Annotated in this window: 25 protein-coding genes; 5 read left to right on the top strand and 20 right to left on the bottom strand. The window is 59.6% G+C overall.

Going from position 1 to position 24,478, the window contains the following annotated elements:
* The first annotated feature begins 143 nt into the window (after nucleotides 1-143).
* Both FNL56_RS09395 and FNL56_RS09390 read left to right on the top strand, forming a co-directional pair.
* On the top strand, nucleotides 144-518 hold the full coding sequence (locus tag FNL56_RS09395; RefSeq protein ID WP_143577726.1) for a hypothetical protein: 375 nt from the start codon (nucleotides 144-146) through the stop codon (nucleotides 516-518).
* Between the two features lie 184 nt (nucleotides 519-702).
* Nucleotides 703-1,287 carry a tyrosine-type recombinase/integrase gene (locus FNL56_RS09390; protein ID WP_143577725.1) on the top strand — a complete coding sequence of 195 codons (585 nt, stop codon included), beginning with the start codon at nucleotides 703-705 and terminating at the stop codon, nucleotides 1,285-1,287.
* A 91-nt stretch (nucleotides 1,288-1,378) separates the two neighbouring features.
* Here FNL56_RS09390 and FNL56_RS28335 read toward each other — a convergent pair whose 3' ends face one another.
* The 3 genes from FNL56_RS28335 to FNL56_RS28985 form a co-directional block, all read right to left on the bottom strand.
* Nucleotides 1,379-1,939, bottom strand: coding sequence for a hypothetical protein (locus FNL56_RS28335; protein ID WP_246661640.1), 561 nt, complete (start codon nucleotides 1,937-1,939; stop codon nucleotides 1,379-1,381).
* 44 nt (nucleotides 1,940-1,983) lie between these two features.
* Entirely contained in the window at nucleotides 1,984-2,580 is a 597-nt protein-coding gene (locus tag FNL56_RS09380) for a hypothetical protein (RefSeq protein WP_143577724.1), read from the bottom strand.
* Between the two features lie 211 nt (nucleotides 2,581-2,791).
* Nucleotides 2,792-3,196, bottom strand: coding sequence for a 4-fold beta flower protein (locus FNL56_RS28985; RefSeq protein WP_441351277.1), 405 nt, complete (start codon nucleotides 3,194-3,196; stop codon nucleotides 2,792-2,794).
* A gap of 80 nt (nucleotides 3,197-3,276) precedes the next feature.
* Between FNL56_RS28985 and FNL56_RS09375 the strand changes: the two genes are divergently transcribed.
* A complete protein-coding gene (locus FNL56_RS09375; protein WP_143577723.1) occupies nucleotides 3,277-3,507 on the top strand; it encodes a hypothetical protein in 231 nt (76 codons plus the stop codon).
* Between the two features lie 104 nt (nucleotides 3,508-3,611).
* On the opposite strand, the gene FNL56_RS09370 is transcribed toward FNL56_RS09375, so the two are convergent.
* Together FNL56_RS09370 and FNL56_RS09365 are read right to left on the bottom strand one after the other, a co-directional pair.
* On the bottom strand, nucleotides 3,612-4,007 hold the full coding sequence (locus tag FNL56_RS09370) for a hypothetical protein (protein ID WP_143577722.1): 396 nt from the start codon (nucleotides 4,005-4,007) through the stop codon (nucleotides 3,612-3,614).
* 229 nt (nucleotides 4,008-4,236) lie between these two features.
* Nucleotides 4,237-4,659, bottom strand: coding sequence for a hypothetical protein (locus FNL56_RS09365; RefSeq protein ID WP_143577721.1), 423 nt, complete (start codon nucleotides 4,657-4,659; stop codon nucleotides 4,237-4,239).
* 451 nt (nucleotides 4,660-5,110) lie between these two features.
* Between FNL56_RS09365 and FNL56_RS09360 the strand changes: the two genes are divergently transcribed.
* The gene (locus tag FNL56_RS09360; protein WP_143577452.1) at nucleotides 5,111-6,193 is read left to right on the top strand and encodes an IS5 family transposase; all 1,083 of its coding nucleotides are present in this window, start codon (nucleotides 5,111-5,113) and stop codon (nucleotides 6,191-6,193) included.
* Nucleotides 6,194-6,611: 418 nt separating this feature from the next.
* Here the strand turns inward: FNL56_RS09360 and FNL56_RS09355 are convergent, their stop codons facing one another.
* The 4 genes from FNL56_RS09355 to FNL56_RS09340 all read right to left on the bottom strand — a co-directional run bounded on the left by FNL56_RS09355 (nucleotide 6,612) and on the right by FNL56_RS09340 (nucleotide 9,686).
* Nucleotides 6,612-7,682 (bottom strand): DNA primase family protein, encoded by a 1,071-nt coding sequence (locus tag FNL56_RS09355; protein WP_168204656.1) that lies wholly within the window; start codon nucleotides 7,680-7,682, stop codon nucleotides 6,612-6,614.
* Entirely contained in the window at nucleotides 7,676-8,788 is a 1,113-nt protein-coding gene (locus FNL56_RS09350; protein WP_143581955.1) for a bifunctional DNA primase/polymerase, read from the bottom strand. The genes FNL56_RS09355 and FNL56_RS09350 overlap by 7 nt, the downstream gene beginning before the upstream one ends.
* Nucleotides 8,785-8,982, bottom strand: a complete 198-nt coding sequence (locus FNL56_RS09345) for a helix-turn-helix transcriptional regulator (RefSeq protein WP_143577719.1) — start codon at nucleotides 8,980-8,982, stop codon at nucleotides 8,785-8,787. The genes FNL56_RS09350 and FNL56_RS09345 overlap by 4 nt, the downstream gene beginning before the upstream one ends.
* A gap of 86 nt (nucleotides 8,983-9,068) precedes the next feature.
* The gene (locus FNL56_RS09340; protein ID WP_143577718.1) at nucleotides 9,069-9,686 is read right to left on the bottom strand and encodes a hypothetical protein; all 618 of its coding nucleotides are present in this window, start codon (nucleotides 9,684-9,686) and stop codon (nucleotides 9,069-9,071) included.
* An 803-nt stretch (nucleotides 9,687-10,489) separates the two neighbouring features.
* Here FNL56_RS09340 and FNL56_RS09335 point away from each other — a divergent pair.
* On the top strand, nucleotides 10,490-11,689 hold the full coding sequence (locus FNL56_RS09335) for an IS256 family transposase (protein ID WP_143577346.1): 1,200 nt from the start codon (nucleotides 10,490-10,492) through the stop codon (nucleotides 11,687-11,689).
* A gap of 374 nt (nucleotides 11,690-12,063) precedes the next feature.
* Here the strand turns inward: FNL56_RS09335 and FNL56_RS09330 are convergent, their stop codons facing one another.
* From FNL56_RS09330 to FNL56_RS09280, 11 genes are all read right to left on the bottom strand, one after another.
* Complete coding sequence (locus FNL56_RS09330; RefSeq protein ID WP_143581954.1) at nucleotides 12,064-14,409, bottom strand: amidase family protein; 2,346 nt, start codon at nucleotides 14,407-14,409, stop codon at nucleotides 12,064-12,066.
* Nucleotides 14,410-14,595: 186 nt separating this feature from the next.
* Nucleotides 14,596-15,297 (bottom strand): ABC transporter ATP-binding protein, encoded by a 702-nt coding sequence (locus FNL56_RS09325; RefSeq protein WP_143572522.1) that lies wholly within the window; start codon nucleotides 15,295-15,297, stop codon nucleotides 14,596-14,598.
* Nucleotides 15,298-15,300: 3 nt separating this feature from the next.
* The gene (locus FNL56_RS09320) at nucleotides 15,301-16,062 is read right to left on the bottom strand and encodes an ABC transporter ATP-binding protein (RefSeq protein ID WP_143572521.1); all 762 of its coding nucleotides are present in this window, start codon (nucleotides 16,060-16,062) and stop codon (nucleotides 15,301-15,303) included.
* Complete coding sequence (locus FNL56_RS09315) at nucleotides 16,059-17,045, bottom strand: branched-chain amino acid ABC transporter permease (RefSeq protein WP_143572520.1); 987 nt, start codon at nucleotides 17,043-17,045, stop codon at nucleotides 16,059-16,061. Before FNL56_RS09315 ends, FNL56_RS09320 begins: the two co-directional genes overlap by 4 nt.
* A 13-nt stretch (nucleotides 17,046-17,058) precedes the next feature.
* Nucleotides 17,059-17,943, bottom strand: a complete 885-nt coding sequence (locus FNL56_RS09310) for a branched-chain amino acid ABC transporter permease (protein ID WP_143572519.1) — start codon at nucleotides 17,941-17,943, stop codon at nucleotides 17,059-17,061.
* A 58-nt stretch (nucleotides 17,944-18,001) separates the two neighbouring features.
* Complete coding sequence (locus tag FNL56_RS09305; RefSeq protein ID WP_143572518.1) at nucleotides 18,002-19,249, bottom strand: ABC transporter substrate-binding protein; 1,248 nt, start codon at nucleotides 19,247-19,249, stop codon at nucleotides 18,002-18,004.
* 71 nt (nucleotides 19,250-19,320) lie between these two features.
* The gene (locus FNL56_RS09300) at nucleotides 19,321-21,714 is read right to left on the bottom strand and encodes a xanthine dehydrogenase family protein molybdopterin-binding subunit (RefSeq protein WP_143577716.1); all 2,394 of its coding nucleotides are present in this window, start codon (nucleotides 21,712-21,714) and stop codon (nucleotides 19,321-19,323) included.
* Entirely contained in the window at nucleotides 21,711-22,196 is a 486-nt protein-coding gene (locus tag FNL56_RS09295) for a (2Fe-2S)-binding protein (protein ID WP_143572516.1), read from the bottom strand. Before FNL56_RS09295 ends, FNL56_RS09300 begins: the two co-directional genes overlap by 4 nt.
* Complete coding sequence (locus tag FNL56_RS09290; protein WP_143572515.1) at nucleotides 22,193-23,074, bottom strand: FAD binding domain-containing protein; 882 nt, start codon at nucleotides 23,072-23,074, stop codon at nucleotides 22,193-22,195. The genes FNL56_RS09295 and FNL56_RS09290 overlap by 4 nt, the downstream gene beginning before the upstream one ends.
* 177 nt (nucleotides 23,075-23,251) lie before the next feature.
* Nucleotides 23,252-23,923, bottom strand: a complete 672-nt coding sequence (locus FNL56_RS09285; RefSeq protein WP_143572514.1) for a TetR/AcrR family transcriptional regulator — start codon at nucleotides 23,921-23,923, stop codon at nucleotides 23,252-23,254.
* A gap of 14 nt (nucleotides 23,924-23,937) precedes the next feature.
* Nucleotides 23,938-24,474, bottom strand: coding sequence for a flavin reductase family protein (locus tag FNL56_RS09280; RefSeq protein WP_143572513.1), 537 nt, complete (start codon nucleotides 24,472-24,474; stop codon nucleotides 23,938-23,940).
* Between the last annotated feature and the right edge of the window lie 4 nt (nucleotides 24,475-24,478).

The raw sequence follows: 24,478 nt of genomic DNA, 5'->3' as shown, positions 1-24,478 counted from the left end.
CATTAGGTTAAATGATACAGTATTCGAGGAAGACGGGAGACCTCCAGCCAGCGTTATTCGTAATTCAGAGCTAGACCTTGTCCAAAATAACTGGAAAGTTGTGCACGATAGAACGATGAACGCGATTTGGAGCCGTCCTAGCCATGAAGAAGTCCAAAAGAGCCTTAAGCAACACTAACAAAGAGCCGAGCTTAAAAACATCAACGGGAAAGATACACACGAAACCGCTTATCGATGCCAGATTTAGTAAGTACGATGAGGAACTCATCGCCCTCCGCAGTAAAATAGCGGAACTGGAGGAGGCTTTTGGGAACGTGATGGAGAACATCAGGCGAAATCGAGACAATAATACGCTAGATGCAGGACACGAGCGGTCGAGCGGGGATATGGCCTCGCGTACAGCTCATCTCGATGGCAAGCCTATAAATAGTGCAGCTGCAAAAGAGTTTGCTAAGTCTGGCACTACCCATGCGACCAGCAAAGTCTCGAAGCGAATAAAAGCTGTAAAAGAAGCATGATCGGAAGAGAAGGCCCGACTCTGCTTTCGCTTAAGACTCATGATTTTATGTTGGAAGTATCGAGTCGATGTGCAGATCGTTTCGGTCCGGCTTGCCAGTTAAAGCTCAATAGAATGGCTCTGGACGTCGCCTTTATCGATCATTTCGGCTAAGCTAAAATGATCACGAATGCAGAGAAACGCCTATGCCCGGCCGACAAGCGCGAATTCTGACGCCCGACCAGGCCGACGACTTGCTCTTTTGGGCTCTGCAATCTCGCCACCCCCTGCGCAACCGCATCGTCGTACTTCTGTCAGTCAAGGCAGGCCTGCGGGCGGCCGAAATTGCAAAGCTCACTTGGGATATGGTTGTGGACGCGGAAGGAAGCGTCGGCACATCGATTGCGCTGCACGACAGAATTGCGAAAAAGCGTGGCGGCCGCATCATCCCGATGAACGCTGACCTTAGACAGTCATTGATCGCACTTCGCCGGGTTTCAAGAGGAGAACGCAACTCGGCAGTTGTCCAGTCCGAACGCGGCGGTCCGATGACGCCTCTCAGTATCGTCATTTGGTTCGGCCGCGCTTATCAAGCGATTGGCCTAGTCGGCTGCTCGTCGCACTCGGGACGGCGCACCTTCATCACGAAGGCTGCAAAGATGGTTTATGCCGCCGGCGGATCGCTCCGGGATGTTCAGCTTCTCGCCGGACACAGGTCAATTCTGACGACGCAGCGATACATTGAAGGCGACAGCGAGGCGCAACGAAAACTGGTGCACTTGATTGGCTGAATTGTAAGAAATGGCCCGATCGTGTAGATCGGGCCATTTCTTGGCTGGAAAGCCCATTAAGTAGCTCTGAAGAAGCAAGCCGACCAGGACGTTAAAGTAGATCGGGATGAATTCGAGCCAGCGTGCTTACGTGTCGCACAAATGTTGGCTCCTTCGGATAATCCCTGTATCTGAGCGTGAGAACACTATTCTCTCGCTCGACAACTGTCGCTTCCCACCACCCTTCGTCAGGGCCGAAGGGGGCCAAGACCACATCGCCTGCGCGTACGTCATCCCAATGCTGCGATAGAATCTTTTTCGCGGTGGCGCTTGCAACCATATCGCTATCGGGGCGCAGCCGCTCATTCAACGTCGCGGTCAAGTCGTTAGAGTTCTCGTTTGCGCTTGCGGCCGAGATCTGTTCGTGAAGACCCCTTCCAATGTTTGGCAGCACGACCTTGCCGCTCGACAGCAGGCGACCTTCCGGAAGCTTCCTAGCTAGGTCCTGCAATGCATTCGGGACGCTGCTAAGCACTTGGCATCTCATGGCAGACAAAGCTGCAAGAAGCTTGTCGTTGGGTTGAGCGAACCAAGCGCCGCGCGGGCGCTTCTTTTCATCATGTCCGAGCGCGATAAGGGCAGAGTCGGGCAAAGCGTGGGTACTGTTTGTCATGTCAGTTTCTCCGATTGGATGATGTTCGGCTTTTTTGACGATGCCTACGCTGCTCCCGAGTTGATCAGCGCAACTGCATTTCGATGACGATAGAACACGCCCTGCCATGGGTCGTCGCGCAACATCAGCGTCAAGATGTCTTCGATGCGCTCTACGACAACGGCATCCCACCATCCGACCTCCGGGCCGCCGTGGATCAGAACGAGATTACCGTTACCGACGGCCTGCCAACTTGCAGGCATCGTAGTATAGGCCGGCAATTCGGGGCTGCCGGATCCCTGGACACCGACCACACTGAGTAGGCTGGACGACGCGATACCGTGTAGCTCGGCGTGCTTCATCTGCTCGATCTGCCGCTCGGCCCACGTCACTGTGCGGAATAGCTTAGTTTGAATGATGGGAATGGAGAGCCGCCCTGATGGGCTGATCTGTCCCAACGGTAAGTCCATCGCAACTTCTGCAAAACCACTTGGCGGATGACTGACGGCTTTGTAGCCGTCTTCGACAGCTGCCCTGACCGCCAGGTCGGTCGAGGATAGGAATCGTGCGCCTCGTTCTCGTCCCGTCTTATCGCGGCCGAAAACGAACAACTCGCTTATGGTCGGGTCGGGCATTTTCTTGACCGATGTACTTTGGGCCATGGTCACCTCCCCTAAACGAAACAGGAGCCAATTTGGCTCCTGTTTCCGAATTGGTGGCGAACGATGGAATCCGATGATCTTTGCCGTTTTAACATCTGTCTCTCCATTATATTACAGATGCGACATTATAAGATTTTACTCCTATTGTCAAAAAGACCATTTTCTTATCTAATTTGCGATTAAAGTCCTTTTTTGAACTCAACTGGTACCCTTACCCTGCCATCCTCCCGCGATGCTTCAAGGACTGTTCCAGAGCAACCTGTTCCATGAGCGTGTCAGGACGAGACCAACCTCTCCTGATGTGAAACCTAGCGGGGATGCGGCCGACAGCGGGTTTTACCGGGCCGAGTTTCGGAGCCGGGGATGCTCGACCGAGCTGGTAGGGTGCATCGCCTGCCCAGGGATTTCCCGCACGCGTGACCAGCATGACGGAGCCGTCGCCGCCCAGCACCGAGGCGCTATCCCACCAAGCGATATGAAGCCCGCGAACGCTGAAGATGCTATCCCCGAGTATGAACGCGGCGGGCTGGCCGTGTTGATCGTATAACCATTCATCCGGACCGAGCCATAACTGTGGAACGCCCTTATGATCGAAGAGCGGAACGAGCTTTCTCATATATGTCTCCCATTGAGGTCGCGCACAGTTCACCTAGACCTGCCGCATCCGAAATTAGCGTCACGGGGCACCGTCGCGGCATGGTGTCGCGACTGTCAGATTGTTGTACGGAGATCGAGGGCGGCGGCACGGCTCCGACGACTTTCGTGCAGGATTTTGTCGCCGACGACGGTCCAGCTCGGATCGTCTCTGAAGCGTTGAAGGAGTTCAGCTCCATCGACATCCAGATCAACAACTCCGGCGGCAGCCGTCCGCACGTACGCATCCGAACCATAGCGATGTACGTCGGGGACCGCATACACTCGCTGTGATAGCCCATCTCATCTCCGTAAACATAGCGTTCGTACGGCTGCGCCCCAACTGTTCTAGGATTGGAACGCAGCCGGAGCTTGTCCGAAAATGCCTCGCCCCCGTATCAATCGCTAACGGCTTCCTTCACGAAGTCACCGTCGTTGTCCCGGCCAACATACAGGCCCTCAGCCATCAGGCGCTTCAGCAGGGTCTTCAACGTCACAATGGCTTCGTTGGCGGACATGTCTGCGCCAAACACTACGAGCATTTCGTTGCGTAGTTTATCTCCACTTAAGTCCTTTACTTTCAGGCCACGTCGGCGGCGATCTTCCCGATGGCCGCGAAGTTCGTTTGGGCGAGTCTCATCTCGGAACGACAAATCGTATTCTCCGCTAAATCCGAACGTGGTTTCGCCGCTCGCGGCGTAGATAATCGCGGTACCTTCCCAGCGACTATCCATCCCCCATTCACTCGACTCTTCGCGCTTGACGCTACCTGTATTTCTGGTCGGTTTTTTCATACTCATATCCATTATTGAGTGTTTCGGGAGGCAATGAGCACGATGCTCATGTCTCATTTACAGGATTGGGATCTGCCATTTCGGATGATGCGACATGCTTGGCTTTTGTGCCATGCGGAACGATTGCGGTAGCACCGATTCGTCGGTAGCCCGCCAGCAAACTGTATAGAAAAGGCCACTTTCCTAGACAGTTAAGCGAGTCGGGAAGTCTGCCGCCATTGGCTCCGGTTCAATGGAGCCGACTTAATTTTTTGGGTAGGCGCGCCTCGAGCCAAATGATGTCGTTTCCACGCATCTCCGGAATGGCATATTTCCATGGGTCCAAATCCCAAGAAAACTTTGGCATCGGCATCCAGATCGGCAGCTTACCTCCTCGCCGAGCTAGCTCAGCGTCCCGGTCGTTTAGCCATTCCGGGATCTCGACAGCTGGATCAATCAACGTGATCAAGCCTAATCTTTGTAGTACTGGTATTGCTGACTTTGCGAACTCGGCCGGCGTCGTTTTGCAATAGGGATGATTTCGCCGAAAGTCTTGCCAGCCATCGTTAAGCTGATATCCAACAAAAGGGTGCAATCTCACCCCATCTGAGAAACGTCGCGCATCGTCCCGCGGAATATATTTACGTGTTGGCTTTGCTGTTTCCTTGCTCATTAGTATGCTCCATGCTGTGGATCTGCAGCGCACATGCGCATGGACACTTTACAAGACTTATTTTTCGACAACTAAGCTGCGACTTCGAGCAATATCCAGACGATGTAGCGATTGTGAATCCTGTAAAAACTAATCCATCCAGTAGATTGAAGCTGTCCCGGACATTTTTTACCCATGTTCATAAAATTAGAAACTGCTTGCGGAGTAACATTGCTCCTTTTTTCGCCAGAACAAGAAAAAACCGTTTTACGCCATGTATGCGTTTCGACCGCTCAGAGGCGGAGCTTGAATGTTCAAAGCAGGATCAGATTGTGCCTATCAGTGGCGAAACATGTCACAGCGATTGAACCGCGGTGATCGGGGCCTCAAACATTTAGCAGTTTGCTGAAAAATCCCTCGCGGCGGCGTTCATTTCCTGATTCAATTTGGTCGAGAATCGGTGGAGGTCGGCATGCGCGGGACATTCGAGGATCAAGGCGGGCTGTTTTCATATATCTCGCCGGATGCGCGGGTGCCCCAGAACCATCCGCTGAGGAAAGTCCGGGCGCTAGTCCGTGATGTGCTGGGCGAGATGAGCCGCAGCTTTTCCAGCCTCTATGCGAAGGAAGGTCGTCCGTCGATCCCGCCTGAGCAATTGCTCAGCGCGCTGCTGCTGCAGGTGTTCTATGGCATCCGCTCGGAACGCCAGCTGATGGAGCAACTGGACTACAATCTATTGTATCGCTGGTTCGTGGGGCTGTCGCCGGACGACCGGGTCTGGAACCCGACCACCTTCACGAAGAACCGCGAGCGACTGCAGAACGGCGACGTGTTCACGAAGTTCATGACCAGGCTTCTGAACCTCGCCGAGGTCAAGGCGCTGTTGTCGGACGAGCATTTCTCGGTGGACGGCACGCTGATCGAAGCCTGGGCTTCCCACAAGAGCTTCCGCCCCAAGGACGGCAGTGACGGCGACGACGGCACCAACTTCCATGGCCAGACCCGCAAAAACGACACCCATGCCTCCACCAGCGATCCCGACAGCCGGCTCTACCGCAAGGCCACCGGCCGCGAGGCCAGGCTCTGCTACATGGGCCATGCCACCATGGAGAACCGCAATGGTCTGGCGGTCGCCGGGATGGTGACGCATGCCAGCGGCACCGCCGAGCGTCGCGCCGCGGAGAAGATGCTCAAGGCCAAGGCCAAACAGGCCGGCCGGCGCATCACCGCCGGCGCGGACAAGGCCTATGACACCGCCGATCATGTCGCCAATCTGCGCGCCATCGAGGTGACGCCGCATGTGACGCAGAACAATACAATCGGCAAGACCGGCCGCAGCCGTCGCAGCGCGATCGACGAGCGAACCACCCGCCACGAGGGCTATGGTATGTCGCAGACACGGCGCGCGATGATCGAATGCATCTTCGGATGGGGCAAGCAACACGGCACGATGCGCAAGACCAAACATCGCGGCATCGGCGCTGTCGCCGCCGACTTCATGCTCAACCTAATCGCCTACAACCTGATCCGCATTCCAAAACTGCTCGCCGCATAGCTTCCACGCCGTCCAGGCGACGACGCGCGACGCCCGATCAGCTAACTACACCACCATCGCGCCTGTCCGCTGGAAAGAAAATAGTCGGATTTTGGGTTTTTCAGCGGACTGCTAGACGCATCGACGACCTCGGCATTTGTGCGATTGATCGCGATCTTGGATACCAACGGAACGCTCTACTCTCGCTTTTAAGATGTCCCGCTTGAGTAGAATAAGTTTCATCACCATAGTGACGAAGGTGACGCTCGTTAGAGGCAGCTGCTTTCTAGCCTCGGCATTAAGATTCCGACTTTATTCTATATAAAATAGTAATTAGTAGCTCAATGCATCTGCACTGCGTTAAAATGCGTCACTTCCGTCACTTTCGACGATGACGAGAGATTAGGTGGCCTGGGCGTCAACCCGGGCCACCTCTTTATTATTTCAGATGCAAGCCTAATATAGTCTGCCCTTTGTTGCGCTTCTTCACCGTGAATTCCAGGTTTTGAAGGTTTTGACGCAAAGTCGCGGCTTGCTGCACGCGGGTAAATCCCTTTGCGACCGCCCAATTCGTGTATTCCGTATAGAACTTGGCGAGTAGGCAATTGGCCTTTGGATCCCGCTCGCAGCACTCCTCGATAAAGGCGGGAAGCGGATTTGCTTGAATCAACCAGGCCGCTTTTGCGGCATTCACAGCTTCTGGGTATCTGAAACGCATACCTCTTTCTAGCAAACGCCGTAGACCTTCTAGCGCTCGATTGAGGACGCCGGACATCTCAGTCTGCCATATGCGTTCGAACAAGTCAGCGTCCTTTTTCCGCTCAGTAAAAGTTCGGTCAAATGGTATCACCATGAGCCTTCGCCTCATACCGACCGACACGTCGGCCAACGAGGGTACGTTATTGCAAAGTAGAACGGGAAGCGCGCGGATTGTGAAGTTGAACTGAGGACCGTGCTTGTATTCTCCAGTGACCATCTTCGCTTCGCTAATCTTCTTCAACTGTCCATCGGGCAACCGAATTCCCGATTTGACGTCATCGTCGAGCAAAAGCAGCTTGCCGAGTAAACTTCCCATCGCGAACTGGTTCTCAAGGCTTTCGATGCGTTGCGCGGAAACAAGACTATTGCCCATCAGTCGAGTAACGGTGCCCATCAGCACCGTTTTGCCGTTGCTCCCTCCCCCTTTCAGAATGGCAACAAGTGGGACTCGGCGTTCGGGCTGAATTATGTATCCGAACAGCTCGTTCCAGTGTCGAGCCATTCCCTTGCAATTAGGCTGCGCTGCTTCAAATATCTCTTGTACCGCCTTATCGTAGAGTGGGCATTCCGCATCGGGGTCGTATTCCACATCTAAGCAGTGACGGAGGTAAGATTTTGGATCATGCTGCCGGAGCTCGATTGTTCCGTCGCGCTTTAACCACAACTCACCGTTCGCACAATTGATCACCGGGAGCGGCGCAGCAATAAAGCGCAGAGGATCGCCGCCAACGGATCGGCTAGCCTTCAACAATGTTGCGACCTGGCCAATGATGGCTGAGGTGGCGGCCCCCCGCGTTCGGGAAGCCCTTGCACAGTCGACAATACTCGACCGCGCAGCCAACTCTCTTGGATCGCATCCCAATGCCTCCCATTAAACATCCAGAAGCGGCCGTCCGTGGAATAAATTAGATGATCCCCTCCTCCAAAGTCTTGGTCGAGAAGCAGCCTCATAACCCTTTCTGCGAGATCGCCTTTCGAAGCTGCTCCCCTGCCATTTACTGGCATCTTGGAGACGCTCTTTACAATCTTGGCAACCTCACTCTCATCAAGCGGCGGCTTGCATCGGCGCTTGTTTTCTACCAAAAGAGCAGCGAGCATTGCATCGGGAGGCATACCAGTATTTTGCCAGGCACCGGCCAATCTCGTTAGCGCATCATTCCTCGAACCAGTTACGATCTCGTCCGATGTTGAAGTCGATAACGGCTTAGCTACAGCTTGCATTGACCTGATGTGCACGCGCCATCTTTTTGGTAGTCGAGTTGGCGATTTTGCGAGCAATGAAGCTCCTGCTTTCCAAGTATACATTCTGCCGCAGGCGTGAACGCTTGGTGGAGCAATGATAATTGCACCGTCTGACATCAAGTCTAAGCCTGGACCAAAAACCTTTCCCCCACTGTCCTTCCGAACATCAAATTTTGGCATTCGAAAGATATAGTGGGAACCGGCGCCACCGGTGCGAGAAATCGTTGAACAATTGAGACGACCTAGACTTTGAATATTCGAGCGCAATGTCTCGTCACCTCCGTTTCGAGGATCAACATCAAGAGCGATGATTCCAGAGACAGATCCAGTCGCAATTCCGATATTCGCCAAAGGATTGGCGTCCCACCACTCGCATACTTGAGATACCCTCGCTGAAGCACCTTTGACGCCATTCATATTCGCAGGATGTTTCCCGGGATTTTTGCAAGCCTTTCCCTTGTGACATGTACAGACACCGTTCTTTACGGTGTGCATTGGTACAACAGCAAATCCCTTTTTCGCGTACGAAACTGCTGCATTTTTCAAAGAGGCGCGCTTATCATCCTGGAGACTCCGCGAAATCATCGTGCGGGTGGACCCACTTATCTTTTTCATTGATGAGCCCCCGAGATAACTTGCATCAGTTCTGACATACGCCAGACCGAAGTACGTTTTCCAAGCCGTACCGGCTTGGGGTAGATGCCATCTTTGATTCCCTGGTAAAATGCGCTGCGGCTGACCGGTATCAGACCAGTCTTTCCGACAATCGCTTCGATGCGGACAAGCGTCTCTATGAATTGTTCTGGCATATCCTTGGTCTCCGTTGGGATTAAGTGCAACGAGACCTTGATGCACCGCATCTCGCCCAACGGATCTGAAATCAGTTTTTTAATTCTTATTTCAGATCTGGATATTTATCCTCAAAAAGGCGATCCACTGCTTTCAGACAACTTCTAATGGTCCCGTTGTCCACCGAGATGCCCACGTCGCTTAGTGACCGCTGCAGCTTCGACACCGTTTGGGGACTGTTCCTGAAATGGTCGAATTTGGACCGAGCTAGCCCACCAATAATCGTTAAGAGCGTAAATTTAGCCTTCCCAGTGGGCTCGGCGACAAGTGCCTTCAGATCGTCGAGCTCGGCCCGGAGAACGTCTCGCTCTTTTCTCATGTCGCTATATCTTGTCCGCCAATTTCGGTGCGGTTTTCCGGCACGGACAGGCAACACAAGCTGCTCAGAAGGCTTCAGACCGTTACTGACGGCCCAAGCAATGAAATCCCTTGGGACCATAGGACTCTCAAGTTCGTCCATGTTTCGCGCTCTGGCCAGGAGACGACGGAGACGCCAGTACCGCCATCCTGGCGTCTCTGGCTTATCAGATTTTTCGGGGAGCTTGTCGGGATCGATGTCTAAAAACAGCGCGGCCGCCTCTGCCACGGTCCAGCCCGGCATCTTGCTCCAATATTCGTAATCGACTTCTTGAACCACGCTAAGTTCCAACGGATCGGTCTTCATGCGAGCGCCCTTCCTAAATCTGAAGGTCGGAATAGCATGATTGCGAGCTCGTCTGAGACTGACGAAAGACGGCCTGCCAGAGTCCGATTATGTCCGCCTAGAACGTTGGTCTTTTCGTTGGCACCTTTCCGGCGACACATCGTTAACACATTGTAATTACTTATGAATCTCATAATATGTGATGGCTGCCGGGCCCACCAATGATTTCAATGACTTAGAATCACTTTGATACTTCTCCTGAAATCCCGTGACTAGTTTACGGGCGACGTGCGGAGATACGCCCACCTGCGTCCGCTGGCAGGTGTTTAGCCATGTCGGGAGGCAAATCTGCTGCCGCGGGCCACTGCCCGATATTCTCGATCCGTAAGCCTCGCGCCACGGCGTCCAAGTCAGCGCTGGTAATTAAAAGATAGCGAAGATTGGAATCGATCAATCTATCGCGTGCAGGCTTGCGTCTCTTTCCATGGGCAAGGAGAGTGTTGCGTGCCTCTCATTTCCAAGGTCCCGTGCTTCGAAGTTTGCACTGGGCGACCAGACGATAGTTGTCGATGACCTGAGCCCCTGAACTTCCGCCAAAAATGGGTAGAATCCGTCACCTGAAGGGAGACGGAGATGAAGCAGTCGAGGTTCACGGAAGAGCGGATCATGATCGTGTCCCGCGTGTTGGTGTAGGTTTTTGATCTCATGCCGCTCGCGAAGCGCGCTTTCAAATGGCGCTGTAGCGAGCGAGCGGCATGTGTAAGTCACCGGCGGTTCGCCGGTAGGATCGGGTTGCAACACGCAATGCAACCGAGGAACCACCGATGACCAGCGAGATGATGAACCTTCGTGCGCTCGTGGAGAAGACCCCCGACGCGGATATTTTGCGCCAGATGATCGGCTTCGCCGCCGAGCGGCTGATGGAACTGGAGGTGGCCGCGTTGACCGGTGCCGGCCACGGCGAGAAGAGCGCGGAGCGGCTGGTGCAGCGCAACGGCTACCGCGAACGCGACTGGGAGACCCGGGCCGGCACGGTCGAGCTGCGGATCCCGAAGCTGCGCAAGGGCTCATATTTTCCGGGCTTTCTGGAGCCGCGCCGGATGGCCGAGAAGGCGCTTACTGCCGTGATTCAAGAGGCCTACATCCAGGGCATCTCGACCCGCTCCGTCGATGACCTGGTCAAGGCGATGGGAATGAGCGGCGTCTCCAAGAGCCAGGTGTCGCGGCTGTGCGAGGAGATTGACGAACGCGTCAATGCATTCCTGGAGCGGCCGATCGAGGGCGACTGGCCGTATCTGTGGATCGACGCCACCTATGTGAAGGTCCGGCAGAATGGCCGCATCGTCCCGGTAGCGGCGATCATCGCGGTCGGCGTCAACAATGACGGCCGGCGCGAGATTCTCGGCATGGACATTGGGCCCTCCGAGGCCGAAACATTCTGGACCGCGTTCGTGCGCAAGCTCGCCCGCCGCGGATTGCGCGGCGTCAAGCTGGTCATCTCCGACGCCCACGAGGGCATCAAGGCCACGGTGTCGAAGGTGCTGACCGCCAGCTGGCAGCGCTGCCGCGTCCACTTCATGCGCAATGCGCTGGCCCATGCCGGCAAGAGCGGGCGGCGCGTGGTCTCCGCCTTCATTGCCACCGCCTTCGCCCAGGACGACGCCGAAGCCGCAAGGGTGCAATGGCGCAAGGTCGCCGACCAGTTGCAGCCGACCATCCCGAAGCTGGCCAGACTGATGCACGAGGCCGAGCCCGACGTGCTGGCCTTCATGGGCTTTCCGGCGACGCATCGCGCCAAGCTGCACTCCACCAATCCGATCGAGCGCCTCAATGGCGAGATCAAGCGCCGCACCGAGGTCGTCGGCATCTTCCCCAACGAGGCTGCCATCCGACGTCTCGTCGGTGCCATCCTGCTTGAACAAAACGATGAATGGGCGGTTCAGCGTGCCCGCTACATGACGCTGGAAACCATCGCCCCGATCAGCGATAATCCGATCGTCGGGCTGCCCGCAGTGGCAACCTGACCAGCCCGGCCGTGGCCGGCAATCGGGGTGGCCATCAAGAAGCTACACCACGCCGCGGGGCATGATCAAGCGCGGCCGGACATCAGAGATTTCCTAACGATTTCAATGATGGTGCGATTAGTCCTGTCGGGCCCACCACTTAGATCAGTAGTTAGCGGCCTATCTGGCGCCCTGCAAACTCGACACCCCCGGCTCCCCCGGAAACTGTCGCTTTTTGTTCTAATTTTGAATGCTGCGCCGACTTCACGTTGACGCATCAATGGACGCCTTTCCTGCCCGCAACACTGCGCGAACAGGCCGAAAAAATTTCTCGCTGTTAATGCCGCCTGGTTCGACGAGATTCGGAAGGAATTATCTGCGGAGGTGGGTTGGGATTACTTTCCAAAGGACGCTGCTGCTTTGGAGCCCGGCAGCGGACCGAACGCCGGCGGCGGAACGCGACGCTTCGAGGCGGCCTCATAGGCGGAGGCGATCTTGAGGATGATGTCTTCCTTGCCGGGCTCGCAGCGAAACACCAGTGAGAACGGCAGGCCGGGCTCGGCCAGTTGCGTCGGCGTGTCGGACGGCGCCGAGACGTAGCGCATGCCATCGTCGCTGAGCTTGAACACCGGATCATAAGTTGTTGTCACAAAGCCCGCCGGAATCAGTACCTCGGTCAAGCCGGCGTTTGGCCCCATCAGCGATTCTGGCCGCAGGTTGCTCGGAATGTCGTACTGGTGCGGATGTCCGATCAGGCCGGGCGCCCACGGCGTATGCAGCCGCACCAAGGCGTCCAATTTGTTCTCCAGGATCACCATCATGTCGGCGCGGCGCAGCAATTCGCGCAACATCACGCGCTCGTTGACACCCTGCCGGCCGCTCAACTGGTTGCGGGGGTCTCGGACCTCCTCCCAGTTCCTGAAGGCCGCGCGCTGATCGTCCCCCCAGAATTTCGAGCGCGCATTCAGCGTCGCCCAGTCCTTCAGGGACTCCTCGTAACCCGCGGCCTTCCAGTCGTCGGCGCGGCGCATCAGATATTGCGAGATATGATAGCGGAAGGTCGGCGCCAGCTCCTGCTGCTGGATGGTCGCGATATCGAGATTGACCGGGCCCTCGATCTTGCCTTCGGCCAACGCCACGAAATAGTCGATCGGCTGCATTGAGCCGGAGCCGAACGTCCTGCCGGGCAGAAACTCGGTCGGCGCAATCGCCGCCTCGAACTCCTTGTAGAGCGGCGTGCCGTTCGCGCCGAGGCGGAACAGCAGGTCCGGCATGAACAGCGGAATCAGCTGGTGCAGCGCGCGGCGATAATCCAGCGTCATCACTTCGATATCGGGGTCCCGCGTCCACAGCGGATCGGTCGATTCCACAAGTGTAGCGCCGAGCTTGCCGCCCAGCATCTCCTTGATCTCGCGCGACGCCGCCGTGACGATCGGCTCTTCGGTCTTCGATCCCTTGGGGTACACCATCGACTCGCGGATCACGCCGATCCGCATGCCGGCCAGGGCGCCCGGCGTCCCCGGCATGGTGACGTGGCTGGCATAAAGCGTTCCCAGCACCGACGAACGCGGCACCGCGGTGAACGGATCGCGTCTGTCGTAATAGCCCTCGACCGGGTCCTTCAGCGCATCGAGTATTTTGGCGCAATCGACGACCGAGCGCGCGTGGATGCCGCTGCGGTCGCAATAGACGTCGGCGCCGATCGCGCCGCCGTCGAAGCCGAGCATTGCCTTGTGCGGCAGGATCAGCGCGACCGCATTATGGTTGGACGGGCCGCGGCACGAGGCGCGTGTCTCCTCGCCGAGGCTCGCCATCACCAGATTGGTACTGACCGACAGCGCCGAGCCGGAACTCGATCCCAGCGAGGCCGAACGCGAGGTATCATAGGGGTTCGACGGATTGCCGGCCCAGGTCGAGCGCTGGTGGCCGTTGGTCGACGCCAGCACCTTGTCCGGCTCGTGGCGACCGCCGGGATCGCCGGCGCGGCCGTTATATTCCGTGCAGACCGCCTTGGCGAAAATGATCGCGCCCTTGTTGCGGAGCTGATCCACCAGCACATGATCGCGCGCCGGGGCATCCATGTCATAGGCGGCGTCGCCGCCGCCGGTCGATCGCATGTCGCTGGTGTCGAACGAATCCTTGAACGAGAACACGACGCCGTACATCGGCATCTTCTCGAGATCGGGATTGCTGCCGAACTGCGCATCGAGCTCGGCGGCGCGCTCCAGCGCGTCCGGCTGCTGGCGAAAGAATTCGCAGGCAGCAGGCGCGCCCTTCGGCAGCGCGCCGAGCGAGGGGTGGCGATCGAAGTCGCCCTTGCAGGTAACGGAGCGCTCGCCACGGATATTGAAAGTGCCGATGGCATTGACCTGCCCGGCGTTCGGCTTGCCGACGATCATGCCGAACTGCTGCTGCGCGCCGGGGTCCGAGGCCGTGGACTCCATGGTGCCGAATTGCAACGGAACGCCCCTGTACCTGTCGAGATCGGGCAGGATTTTCGACGCCTTGACGGTCTCGGTCGGGAACTGCAGCGGCGCGGTGGCGCGGACCGTGCCGACCGCTTCCGGGACCGGCGCGCCGTCTTCCGTCAGCAGCAGGCTGGCGACACCGTTATAGGCGCGGGCGCGGTCGATATAGTGCTGCACGACCTTCACCAGCGTCGTCTTGCCGGCGCGGATCGCGTCATGCAATTCGGCGATCGTTGCTTCCTCGAGCTGGAATGCGGTGTCGGTACCGGTCATGTCGTCGTCCTCTACGTTTCAATCAAGGCCGCCTTAGCTGAGCGTTTTGGCGTCGGGATGGGCGGTCATGCAGGATGCCATTCTGAAGAGCGACGTGCCCGCCGCCGGCGGAACGCCGCGAGCAAGCGGACGGTCGCCGTTGCTAGCCCTGCCTCAGACAAACGGCCCGATCCGTAAACGCATAGGTCATACCGAGCAGTAGCGTTCCTTGACCTCGTCGTCAGCGAGCAGCGCGGTCGCGGTGGCGTGATGCACGACCTCGCCCTGGTCCAGCACGTAGGCGCGATCGGCGATCGCCAGTGCGAGTTCCACGTTCTGCTCGACCAGCAAGATGGTGGTGCCTTCGGACTTCATCTTGCGGAACAGTTCGAACATTTCGTCGACCAGCACCGGCATGATGCCTTCCGACGGCTCGTCGAGCATGATCAGGTCCGGCTTGGCGATCATCGCGCGCGCGATCGCCAGCATCTGCTGTTCGCCACCGGACATCGTCACGGCATCCTGATCGAGCCGCTCCGCCAGCCGCGGGAAGATCTCGGCGATCTCGGCAATCAGATTGACCTCGTTGGACTTCGACGCCGAGGCGACGAGACCTAACCGCAGGTTTTCGCGGACGGTCAGGCCTTGCACGATGCGGCGCTCCTCCGGCACGTAGGCGAGGCCCAAAGCAAAACGCATATGAGCGGGTTCGGCTAATATCTCCTTGCCCTTGAACATCGTCGAACCGCCGGTCTTGACCAGCCCCATGATCGATTTCAGCGTCGTCGTCTTGCCGGCGCCGTTGCGGCCGATCAGGCAGACGATCTCGCCCTTGTTCACCTCGAGCGCGATGTCCTGCAATACATGGCTGGCGCCGTACCAGGCGTTGAGCTTGGAAACCTGCAACATCGTTCAGTGCTCCCGCTGGCCAAGATAGACGCGCTTGACCTGCTCGTTCTGCCGGACCTCGGTCGGCGTGCCCTGCGCCAACAACTCGCCATGGTGCAGGACGAGGATGCGGTCGCTGATCCCCATCACCAGTTTCATCTTGTGCTCGACCAGGATCACCGTTCGCTCGCGCGCCAGCTTGACGATCAGGTCCATCATCACCCGGGTTTCTTCGGGGCTCATGCCGGCGGTCGGCTCGTCGAGCAGCAGCAGCCGCGGATTGCTGGCCAGCGCCATGCCGATCTCCAGCGCGCGCTGTTCGCCATGCGCCAGTTCGCGCGCGAGACGGTCGCGGCGATTGCCGAGCCCGACCAGCACGAGCAATTCATCGGCGCGCTCGACCAGCCCCGGCAGCTTCGCGCGCGGGCTCCACATGTTGTAGCGCGACACGAAGGCCTGCAGGCCGACGCGGACGTTCTCGCGCGTTGTCAGTTGCGGGAACACGTTGGTGATCTGGAACGACTTCGCAATGCCCATATGGGCGAACTTGTGCTGCGGCACTTTCGTGACGTCGCGCCCTTCGAACTCGACCTTGCCGCTGGAGGGCTGCAGCGCGCCGGACAGCAGGTTGAAATAGGTGCTCTTGCCGGCGCCGTTGGGGCCGATGATCGAGGTGATCGCCCCGCTGGAGAACTCCGCCGTGATGTTGTTCAGCGCCTTGAAGCCGCCGAACGTTTTGCTGGCGCCCTCGGTGCGCATGATGACCTGCGACGTTGCCGCGCTCATGGCTTGATCCACTTCAAAATGGTTCCCCAGATGCCGGCGGGAAAGAACAGCACGCAGACCACGAACACGGCGCCAACGATCAACTGCCAGTGCACGGTCCACAGCGACACCAGGTTTTCCAGCATCAGGAAAACCGCGGCGCCGACGAACGGGCCGAAGAAGGTGCCCATGCCGCCGAGCAGCGACATCATTACCACCATGCCGGAGGTCTCGATGTGCAGGATTTCGATCGGCACGATCGATAGATGCAGCGCCATCAGGGCCCCGGCAAGCCCGCAGAACGCGCCGGACAGGATGAAGGCGATCAGCCGCGTCAGCGTGACGTTGTAGCCGGAGGCCCGCGCGCGAGCCTCATTCTCGCGCACCGCCTCGATCGCCGCGCCGAACGGCGACGCCAGGATCCGCGACAGCACATAAAGGGCGGCGATCACGAAGGCGGCGACGACATAATAGCGCGTCAGCGGATGGATGAAGTCGAATTTCAGACCGAAGATATCTATGATGCGGACGTTGATGCCGCGCAACCCGTTCTCGCCGCCGGTCCAGCGCTCCGCCTGGTAAAACAGGTAGAACACGCATTGCGACAGCGCCATCGTCACCATGGCGAAATAGATCCCGCGGGTTCGGATCGCCAGCGCGCCGATGGTGGCGGCCATCACCACACCGCCCAGAATGCCCATCAGGATCGCGGCGTACCACGGCAGTCCCATATGCACGATGGCAATGCCGCACAGATAGGCGCCGGTGCCGAACAGGGCCGCGTGGCCAAACGACAGCAGGCCGAGATAGCCGAACAGCAGGTTGAAGCCGAGCGCGTAGAGGCCGTAGATCAGGATGTTCACCGCCAGCGCGGTGAACGGCATGATCAGCGGGAACACCAGCACGAACAGGCTGCCGAGCAGCGCGCGATGGCGCCGGGCGGTCTCGAACCAGTTGCGCGGCTCGGCGCTGGTCTGGACCAGCGTCTGGGATATTTCATTCATGGACATGTCGACCTTAGCTCATGAGACCGGCGCGGCCGAAAAAGCCCTGCGGACGGATCAGCAATACGACGGCCATCAGCGCAAAGATCGAGACCTTCGCCATTTCCGGCGCGAACAATGACGTCATGCTGACGACGACGCCGACCAGGAGGCCCGCGATCACCGCCCCGCCGATCGACCCCATGCCGCCGACCACCGTGACGACAAAAGCCTCGGCCAGAATGTTCGCGCCCATTTCGGGGATGACGCCCTGCAGCGGCGCCGCAAGCAAACCGGCAAGGCCGGCGATCGACGTGCCGATCCCGAACACGTAGAGCCAGACCCTGGAGACATCGACGCCGAGCACCCTCACGATCTGCGGGTCGCGCGCGCCGGCACGAATGATCAGACCGAAGCTGGTCTTTTCAAGGAACAGCCACAGCGCCAGCAGCACGGCGACGGCGGCGCCGATCACGAACAGCCGATACAGCGGAAAATAGCCGACGCCGATATTGACCGCGCCCTGCAGCAGTTCGGGCGTGTCGAACGGATAGCCACTCTTGCCGAAGGCGATGCGGATCAGTTCGACCATGATATAACTGAGGCCGAACGTCAGCAGCAGCGGATAGTCGATGCCGCGGCCATACAGCGGGCGGATCAGGAAGCGCTCGACGATCATGCCGCTGACCCCGACGATCAAGGGCACCGCGACCAGGCAGAGCCAGAAATTGCCGCCCAGCGACAGCAAGAACAGCCCGACATAAGCACCGATCATGTAGAACGCACCATGGGCGAAATTGACGACCGTCAGCATGCCGAAGATCAGCGACAGGCCAATCGCAAACAAGACGTAGATCGCGCCGAGCGCCAGCCCGGTGAACAGTTGCAGCGCGATCAGATCGAAACTCAGCCCGGCCATTGCATTCCTCCAAAAGCGATGCGCGCCCGGAGCGGGCGCGCATCCGTATCCGTCAGGGTCAGGCCTTGTGGCCGAGGGCCGCGCAGGTGCGCAGGTTGGCCTCGTTCGGCGCCTCGGTCTCGACCACGTTGAACACGTCGGCGTCGCCCTTCGCAGGATTAGCCTTGGATTCGATGATCAGCACCGACTGCACCGACTGGTGATCGCAGCCGCGGTAGTACTGCGGGCCCTTGTAGTAGTCATATTTAAGCGCCTCGATCGCGGCGATCACCTTGTCGGCATCGAGACTGCCGGCGGCCTTGGCGGCCATCAGCAGCGTCTTCACGCCGCCGTAGCCGAGCGCGCCGTAATCCGACGGCACCTTGCCGCCGTGCATCTTGCGGAAGCGGTCGTTGAACGCCTTGGCCGAGGCGATCTTGTCCTCGATGCCCCAGTAGTAGGACGTACCACCGATGACGCCGTCGAAGGCCTGCGGGCCGGCGGCGATGCGGCCGGTGTAGAGCATGATCGGAACGATGATCTTCATCGACTTTTTCATGCCGAAGTCGGTAGCCTGCTTCAGCGCGATCTGCTGATCGCGACCGAAATTGCTGATGCACAAGATGTCCGGCTTCAACGCCTGGATGCGCGGCAGCAGCGCCGAGAAATCGGTGGTGCCGAGCGGATGGCGGATGTCCACCAGCGTCTCCACGCCAAAGGCCTTGCCGGCCTCCTGGAATCCTCGCACCATTTCATGGCCATAGGCATAGTCGGCGGTGAGGAAGGCGACCTTCTTGCCGAATTTCGGGAACGCGTAACGACCGACCGCGCCGGCCGTCATGTGCGGGTTCAGGGCCTCGTGGAAGGTGTATTTGCTGAAGTCGGAGACTTCGTTGATGGTGTCGGACTGGCTGATCGAATTGAAGATGATCTGCCGTTCCTTGGTGACGTTGTTGACCGCGAGCTGCACCGCCGCCGACAGACTGCCTACGATGAAATTGACCTTTTCCTTTTCGATCAGTTCCAGCGTGCGCGTTGCTGCTTCGCCCGGATTGAGCTTGTCGTCGCGCACCAGCAGCTCGGCCTTGCGGCCGTTGAGGCCACCGGCCTCGTTGAACTCGGCGATCGCCACTTCGGCGGCGCGAACCTGGTCCTGCGCCTCGGTGCCGTAGGGACCGGTCAGCGGCACAGGGAAACCGACCTTGATGGTCGCTTCCTGCGCTTGCAGCAGGTTGATGCGGAACGGCGAGGCCGCCAGCACCGCGCCGGCGCCGACGGTGGTCAGCAGGCGGCGGCGGGTTATCAGTCCGGACGTCTTCTTGGTCATGTGTATCTCCCTTGGCGTTTTTTGGCGTTCTTAAATGCTGTCGTTGTCGATCAGCTTGGTCATCGTCTTGGTCAGGCCACTCCCAGCGCGGTGAGAATGAGCCGCGGCGTCAGTGGAATTTCGGTGATCGTCACGTCGAATGGCGACAGCGCGTCATTGACGGCATTGGCGACACAGGCGGCCGCACCAGCCGTGCCCGCCTCGCCTGCCCCCTTGGCGCCCAGCTCGCTTTCCATGGTCGGCGACACCACATGCCCGACGTCGATATCCGGCATCTCGCCGGCCATCGGCACCAGATAATCCGCCATGTTGGCGTTGGTGAGCTGGCCGCGCTCGTCATAGATGCAATGCTCGTACATGGCCGCACCCAGTCCCTGCACCACGCCACCGCGGATTTGCTCGTCGACGAGCTGCGGATTGATCAGCGTGCCGCAATCCTCGACCACCCAGTGCTTCAGTAGCTTGATGAAGCCGGTATTGGGATCGACCTCGAGCCACGAGGCCTGCACGCCGTTGGTGAAGGCGAAGGGATAATCGCGCGGCACGTAGTGGCGCGTCGCCATCAATTCGGCCTGGAAGCCCGGCGGTAGGGTGTCCGGACGGAAATACACGATCCGCGCCAGCTCGTGCAGCTCGATGCGCTGCGCGCCGCCGGCCGCGTCAACCACGGCGTTGTCGACGATGTCCAGATCGCCGGGCTGGGCCTGCAGGATCGCCGCGGCGACGTCGAGGATGTTGCTACGGAGCGCCTTGGCGGATTGCAGCGCCGCCTCGCCGCCGATGCCGGCGCCGCGCGACGCCCAGGTGCCGCCGCCATAGGGCGTATTGTCGGTGTCGCCGAGGATCACGCGGACATTGTTCATGGACACGCCGAGCACGCTGCCGACGATCTGCGCCGTCAGCGACTCCGAGCCCTGGCCCTGTTCGGTGAGGCTGGTCTGGCAGATCACCGCGCCGGTGGCGTCGAGCCGCACCGTGACGCCGTCCTGCGACGAGATCCGCGCCCCGCCGACGCCGTAGAACGCCGCGGCCGGATTGGTGACCTCGATGAAGCTGGCGATTCCGATGCCGCGATAGATGCCCTGCTTGCGCAGCTCGGCCTGCTCGGCGCGCAGCGCGTTGTAATCCATCATCGCGAACAGTCTGTCCAAGGAGGCCTGATGCGACAGCGCCTCGAACTTCATGCCGGATGGCGACGCGCAGGGGTAAGCGTCGTCGGCGATCAGGTTCTTGCGACGGATCTCGACCGGGTCCATGCCGATCTTTTTCGCGGCAAGATCGACCAGCCCCTCGGTGACCGAGCAGGCGATGGGATGGCCGACGGCGCGATACTGGCAGGTGACGTTCTTGTTCTGGAACACGACGCGGGCGCGCGCCCGATAGTTCGGCGCGGTGTAGGGGCCGCCGACCAGGTTGACGACCTGGTTGGCCTCGATGGCGCTGGTGCGCGGATACATCGAATACGGCCCGATGCCGGTGAGATCGTCGATCTCGAACCCGGTGATGGTACCGTCCTTGTTGACGCCGATGCGGCCCTTGCAGATGTGGTCGCGGGCGTGGATGTCGGTGTTGAAACTCTCGACCCGGTCGGCGACGAACTTGATCGGGCGACGCAGCAGCTTGGCCAGCGCATAGGTCGCCATCTCGTCGGCATAGATGTGCACCTTGATGCCGAACGATCCGCCGACGTCCTTGCACACCACCCGCACCTGCGCCTCTTCGAGGCCGAGATGCTTGGCAGAGATATTCTGCACCATATGCGGCGCCTGGGTGCCCTGATAGATCGTCAGGCGCTGATCGCCCGGGTTCCAGTCGGCCAGTACCGCGCGCGGCTCCAGCGTCACGCCAGTGTGGCGGCCGAACACGAACTCGGCCTCAACCACTTCGTCGGAACCGGCAAAGGCCTTGTCGATCTCGCCGGCATCGAGATTGCGCTCGAAGGCGAGATTGTCGCCGAGGTCGGGATGAATGACAGGCGTCTCGGTAGCCAGCGCCGTGCGCATGTCTGTGACCGGCGTCAGCTCCTCGTAGTCGACCATCACCTGCTCGGCAGCGTCTTCGGCGAGCGCGCGGCTGGTCGCGGCGATCGCGGCGACGGCCTCGCCCTGCCAGCAGACGCGGTCGATGGCGATGGCGTGCTGCGGCGCCGACTTCAGGCCCTTCAGATGAGTGAGCACGCCGACCCACGGCGTGATGACTTCGGCCAGTTCGCGCCCGGTGACGACGGCGATCACGCCGGGCATCGCCTTGGCGGCGGCGGCATCGATGCTGACGATCCTGGCATGGGCATAGGGCGAGCGCAGGAACACGACATGCGCCATCCGCGGCAGGCTCATGTCGCTGACATATTGCCCGCGGCCCTGCATCAGGCGGTCGAGATTGGGCCGCGGCACGGTCTTGCCGATGTAGGAGTTCGGCCGGTCGAGCACTGAAAGGCCGCGGTTTAAATCAACGCCGTCGTTCATGACGCCTCTCCCCGGCGCGCCAGCGCCGTCGCTTCGACGGCATCGATAATGGCGTGATAGCCGGTGCATCGGCAGTAATTGCCCGACAGATGCTCGCGGATCTGCTCGCGGTCCGGCGCGGGCTCATGGCGCAGCAGGTCCTGCGCGGTCATCAGCATGGCCGGCGTGCAGTAGCCGCATTGCAGCGCGTTGCGCATGCGGAACGCGGCCTGCAGGTCGGCAACCTCGCCGCTGTCGGAAATGCCTTCGATGGTCTCCACCGCCATGCCGTGCGTCTGCACCGCCAGCAGCAGGCAGGCGCGCACGATCTCGCCGTCCACGCGCACCGTGCAGGCGCCGCAGACGCCGTGCTCGCAACCAACATGGGTGCCGGTGAGGCCTAGCTGGTCGCGCAGGAAGTCGGCGAGGTTGAGCCGCGGCAATACCTGCGCCTCGACGCGCTCGCCATTGACCGTCAATTGAATCGGCACCGGAGCGGTCATGCCGACCTCCTGATTTCGAGGTCGGGCCGGCGCAGCAGCGTGGCGACGCATAGCGCCAACAGTTGCCGCGCCATGTGCCGGCGCATCAAAGCGGAGGCCTGCTGGTCCTCTTGCGGATCGAGTTCGGCCTCCAGCGCCGCCTGCGCTGCGGCGAGCGCTGCGGCGTCGACGGACCTGCCGATCAACTCGCGCGCCGCGTTGGCCAGCAGAGGCCGATCGCCGACCGCGAAGAAGCCTAGCCGCAGATCGGCGAAGCGATCGCCCTCGACGACGGCGGAAGCGGCCAGCCCGACGATGGCGTAATCGCCGCTGCGACGGCAGTATTCGTGAAAGTAATGCACCTGACCGACCTCGGCGACCGGCACTTCCACAGCCACCAGCATCTCGTCGGGCGCCAGCACCGTCTCGTAAACGCCGGTGAAGAATTCAGTGGCCGGGATGCGCCGCTCCCGCTTTGCATTGCGGGCCACGAGCACCGCGTCGAGCGCGACCATGCAGGCCGGCATTTCGGACGCGGGATCAGCGTGCGCGAGGTTGCCGCCGAGCGTGCCCTTGTTGCGAATGGCGGGATGCGCGACATGCGCCATTGCCTGCGCCAGCAGCGGTGCGTTGTCCGCGACTTCTGATGAACGCAGGAGTTCGACATGACGGGTGATGGCGCCGATGCGCAGCACGCCGTCGGAAACAGAAATTCCCCTGAGATCGTCGAGCCCGCCGATATCGATCAGCCATTCCGGCGCCGACAGCCGCAAGTTCAGGGCCGGCATCAGGCTCTGGCCGCCAGACAACAGCTTTGCCTCCTCACCATGTGCGGCGAGCAGCGCGAGCGTTTCCTGGACGGTCGATGGTTTGATATAGCTGAAAGCCGAAGCTTTCATTCGTCGTCCTCCCGTGGTCCACTTGTCGGGACCTTGCCGGATTAAAGAGCGGACAACCCTAAACGTCAAGTTTATTTATCGGTCGATTAATTCATCGGGCGCGGGAGCCTGCGTAAAACCAGCAACTTGTCGCGCTGCACCATGTCGTTGCAGCCACGCGGCATATTGGCACGCACATCAGGCATTGTCGGCCTGATGCTTCGCCGTCGCGAACACCTTGGCGACGCCGGCCAGATAGACGTCGAGGGCCGCGGCGATCATGTCCTCTTTACTCTCCAGCACCGGCGACTCGTAGATGTACTTTCGGACGCCGTAATAGAAAATGCCGCTGTGGAAAACCCAGGCCATCTCGATTTCGGACGGCGTCGGCTTGCCGCGGGTCGGCAACCCGGCCTCGAACCGGCATTCCTTGATGATGCGGGTCAGGATCTTTTCGCCGACCACGCTGACATAGGCCCGGTTGATGTCGAGCCCCTTGAGACCCGAAAACAGGTAGATGCGCAGCCAGGTCCGGGTGAAGATCACGTCGGTATAGGCATTGTAGAACTGCTGCAGCCGTTCGCGAATCGGCCGCGACCGATCAGTCAGTCGCTTCTCCCAGCCGCTTTCCAGCGGTTCGAGATAGACGGTGCGGTAGACTTCCTCGATCAGGTCGTCCTTGCTCGGGAAATAGCGGTACAGCAGCGGCTGGGTGACGCCGAGTCTGCGCGCCAGCTCGCGGGTGCCGCCGTTGAAGCCTTCATCGGCGAAGAACTCGGTCGCTTTGCGGATGAAGTCCTTGCGACGGTCGTCGGGCGACAGTCGCTTGCGCTTTTCCACCGCGGGTAGCGGGGCGGTTTTCCTGGCCATGCAGTACGCTCGATCTAGCTCTCGGCGACGAATTGTCCAAAACAACCCTGCGCAAACAGAAGCGGCTCGCCCCCGTTGTAATGATAGGCTTCCACCGCACCAAGAAAAATCACGTGGTCGCCGCCATAATAGCGGTCTGCGCTGCGGCACTGGAAGGTGGCGACGCTGTCCGCCAGAACCGGCGCGTTGCCGAGGCCCGGCGTCCATGACACGCCGGCAAACTTGTCCGTGGCCGGCGTCGCAAACTGCTTGGCTAGATTGCGTTGCGATGCGTGCAGCACGTTGACCGCGAAGTGGCTGGCGTTCTGGAAGTTGGCCATGTTCGGCGAATACGACACCAGGCTCCAAAGGATCAGCGGCGGATTGAGCGATACCGACGCAAACGAGTTGCACGTCAGCCCGACGTTTTCGCCGTTCTCGCCGGCCGCCGTGATTACCGTCACGCCGGTGGCATATTGACCGAGCGCCTTGCGGAAATCGCGCGGGTCGATCGCCGAATTGTCGTGAGCGTATTCGTTCTCGGGATCGTTCGGATGTGAGGCTGTTGTCATGCCG

This window comes from Tardiphaga sp. vice304 (genome assembly GCF_007018905.1).
In the GTDB taxonomy this organism is placed as follows: domain Bacteria; phylum Pseudomonadota; class Alphaproteobacteria; order Rhizobiales; family Xanthobacteraceae; genus Tardiphaga.
Note: the sequence above shows the minus strand (reverse complement) of the source record. Positions and strands in the feature narration are given on the sequence as shown.

Coding starts and splice junctions, on each gene's coding strand:
- FNL56_RS09395 (WP_143577726.1), top strand. CDS start 144: ATGAAGAAGTCCAAAAGAGCCTTAAGCAACACTAACAAAGAGCCGAGC.
- FNL56_RS09390 (WP_143577725.1), top strand. CDS start 703: ATGCCCGGCCGACAAGCGCGAATTCTGACGCCCGACCAGGCCGACGAC.
- FNL56_RS28335 (WP_246661640.1), bottom strand. CDS start 1,939: ATGACAAACAGTACCCACGCTTTGCCCGACTCTGCCCTTATCGCGCTC.
- FNL56_RS09380 (WP_143577724.1), bottom strand. CDS start 2,580: ATGGCCCAAAGTACATCGGTCAAGAAAATGCCCGACCCGACCATAAGC.
- FNL56_RS28985 (WP_441351277.1), bottom strand. CDS start 3,196: ATGAGAAAGCTCGTTCCGCTCTTCGATCATAAGGGCGTTCCACAGTTA.
- FNL56_RS09375 (WP_143577723.1), top strand. CDS start 3,277: ATGGTGTCGCGACTGTCAGATTGTTGTACGGAGATCGAGGGCGGCGGC.
- FNL56_RS09370 (WP_143577722.1), bottom strand. CDS start 4,007: ATGAAAAAACCGACCAGAAATACAGGTAGCGTCAAGCGCGAAGAGTCG.
- FNL56_RS09365 (WP_143577721.1), bottom strand. CDS start 4,659: ATGAGCAAGGAAACAGCAAAGCCAACACGTAAATATATTCCGCGGGAC.
- FNL56_RS09360 (WP_143577452.1), top strand. CDS start 5,111: ATGCGCGGGACATTCGAGGATCAAGGCGGGCTGTTTTCATATATCTCG.
- FNL56_RS09350 (WP_143581955.1), bottom strand. CDS start 8,788: ATGAAAAAGATAAGTGGGTCCACCCGCACGATGATTTCGCGGAGTCTC.
- FNL56_RS09345 (WP_143577719.1), bottom strand. CDS start 8,982: ATGCCAGAACAATTCATAGAGACGCTTGTCCGCATCGAAGCGATTGTC.
- FNL56_RS09340 (WP_143577718.1), bottom strand. CDS start 9,686: ATGAAGACCGATCCGTTGGAACTTAGCGTGGTTCAAGAAGTCGATTAC.
- FNL56_RS09335 (WP_143577346.1), top strand. CDS start 10,490: ATGACCAGCGAGATGATGAACCTTCGTGCGCTCGTGGAGAAGACCCCC.
- FNL56_RS09330 (WP_143581954.1), bottom strand. CDS start 14,409: ATGACCGGTACCGACACCGCATTCCAGCTCGAGGAAGCAACGATCGCC.
- FNL56_RS09325 (WP_143572522.1), bottom strand. CDS start 15,297: ATGTTGCAGGTTTCCAAGCTCAACGCCTGGTACGGCGCCAGCCATGTA.
- FNL56_RS09320 (WP_143572521.1), bottom strand. CDS start 16,062: ATGAGCGCGGCAACGTCGCAGGTCATCATGCGCACCGAGGGCGCCAGC.
- FNL56_RS09315 (WP_143572520.1), bottom strand. CDS start 17,045: ATGAATGAAATATCCCAGACGCTGGTCCAGACCAGCGCCGAGCCGCGC.
- FNL56_RS09310 (WP_143572519.1), bottom strand. CDS start 17,943: ATGGCCGGGCTGAGTTTCGATCTGATCGCGCTGCAACTGTTCACCGGG.
- FNL56_RS09305 (WP_143572518.1), bottom strand. CDS start 19,249: ATGACCAAGAAGACGTCCGGACTGATAACCCGCCGCCGCCTGCTGACC.
- FNL56_RS09300 (WP_143577716.1), bottom strand. CDS start 21,714: ATGAACGACGGCGTTGATTTAAACCGCGGCCTTTCAGTGCTCGACCGG.
- FNL56_RS09295 (WP_143572516.1), bottom strand. CDS start 22,196: ATGACCGCTCCGGTGCCGATTCAATTGACGGTCAATGGCGAGCGCGTC.
- FNL56_RS09290 (WP_143572515.1), bottom strand. CDS start 23,074: ATGAAAGCTTCGGCTTTCAGCTATATCAAACCATCGACCGTCCAGGAA.
- FNL56_RS09285 (WP_143572514.1), bottom strand. CDS start 23,923: ATGGCCAGGAAAACCGCCCCGCTACCCGCGGTGGAAAAGCGCAAGCGA.
- FNL56_RS09280 (WP_143572513.1), bottom strand. CDS start 24,474: ATGACAACAGCCTCACATCCGAACGATCCCGAGAACGAATACGCTCAC.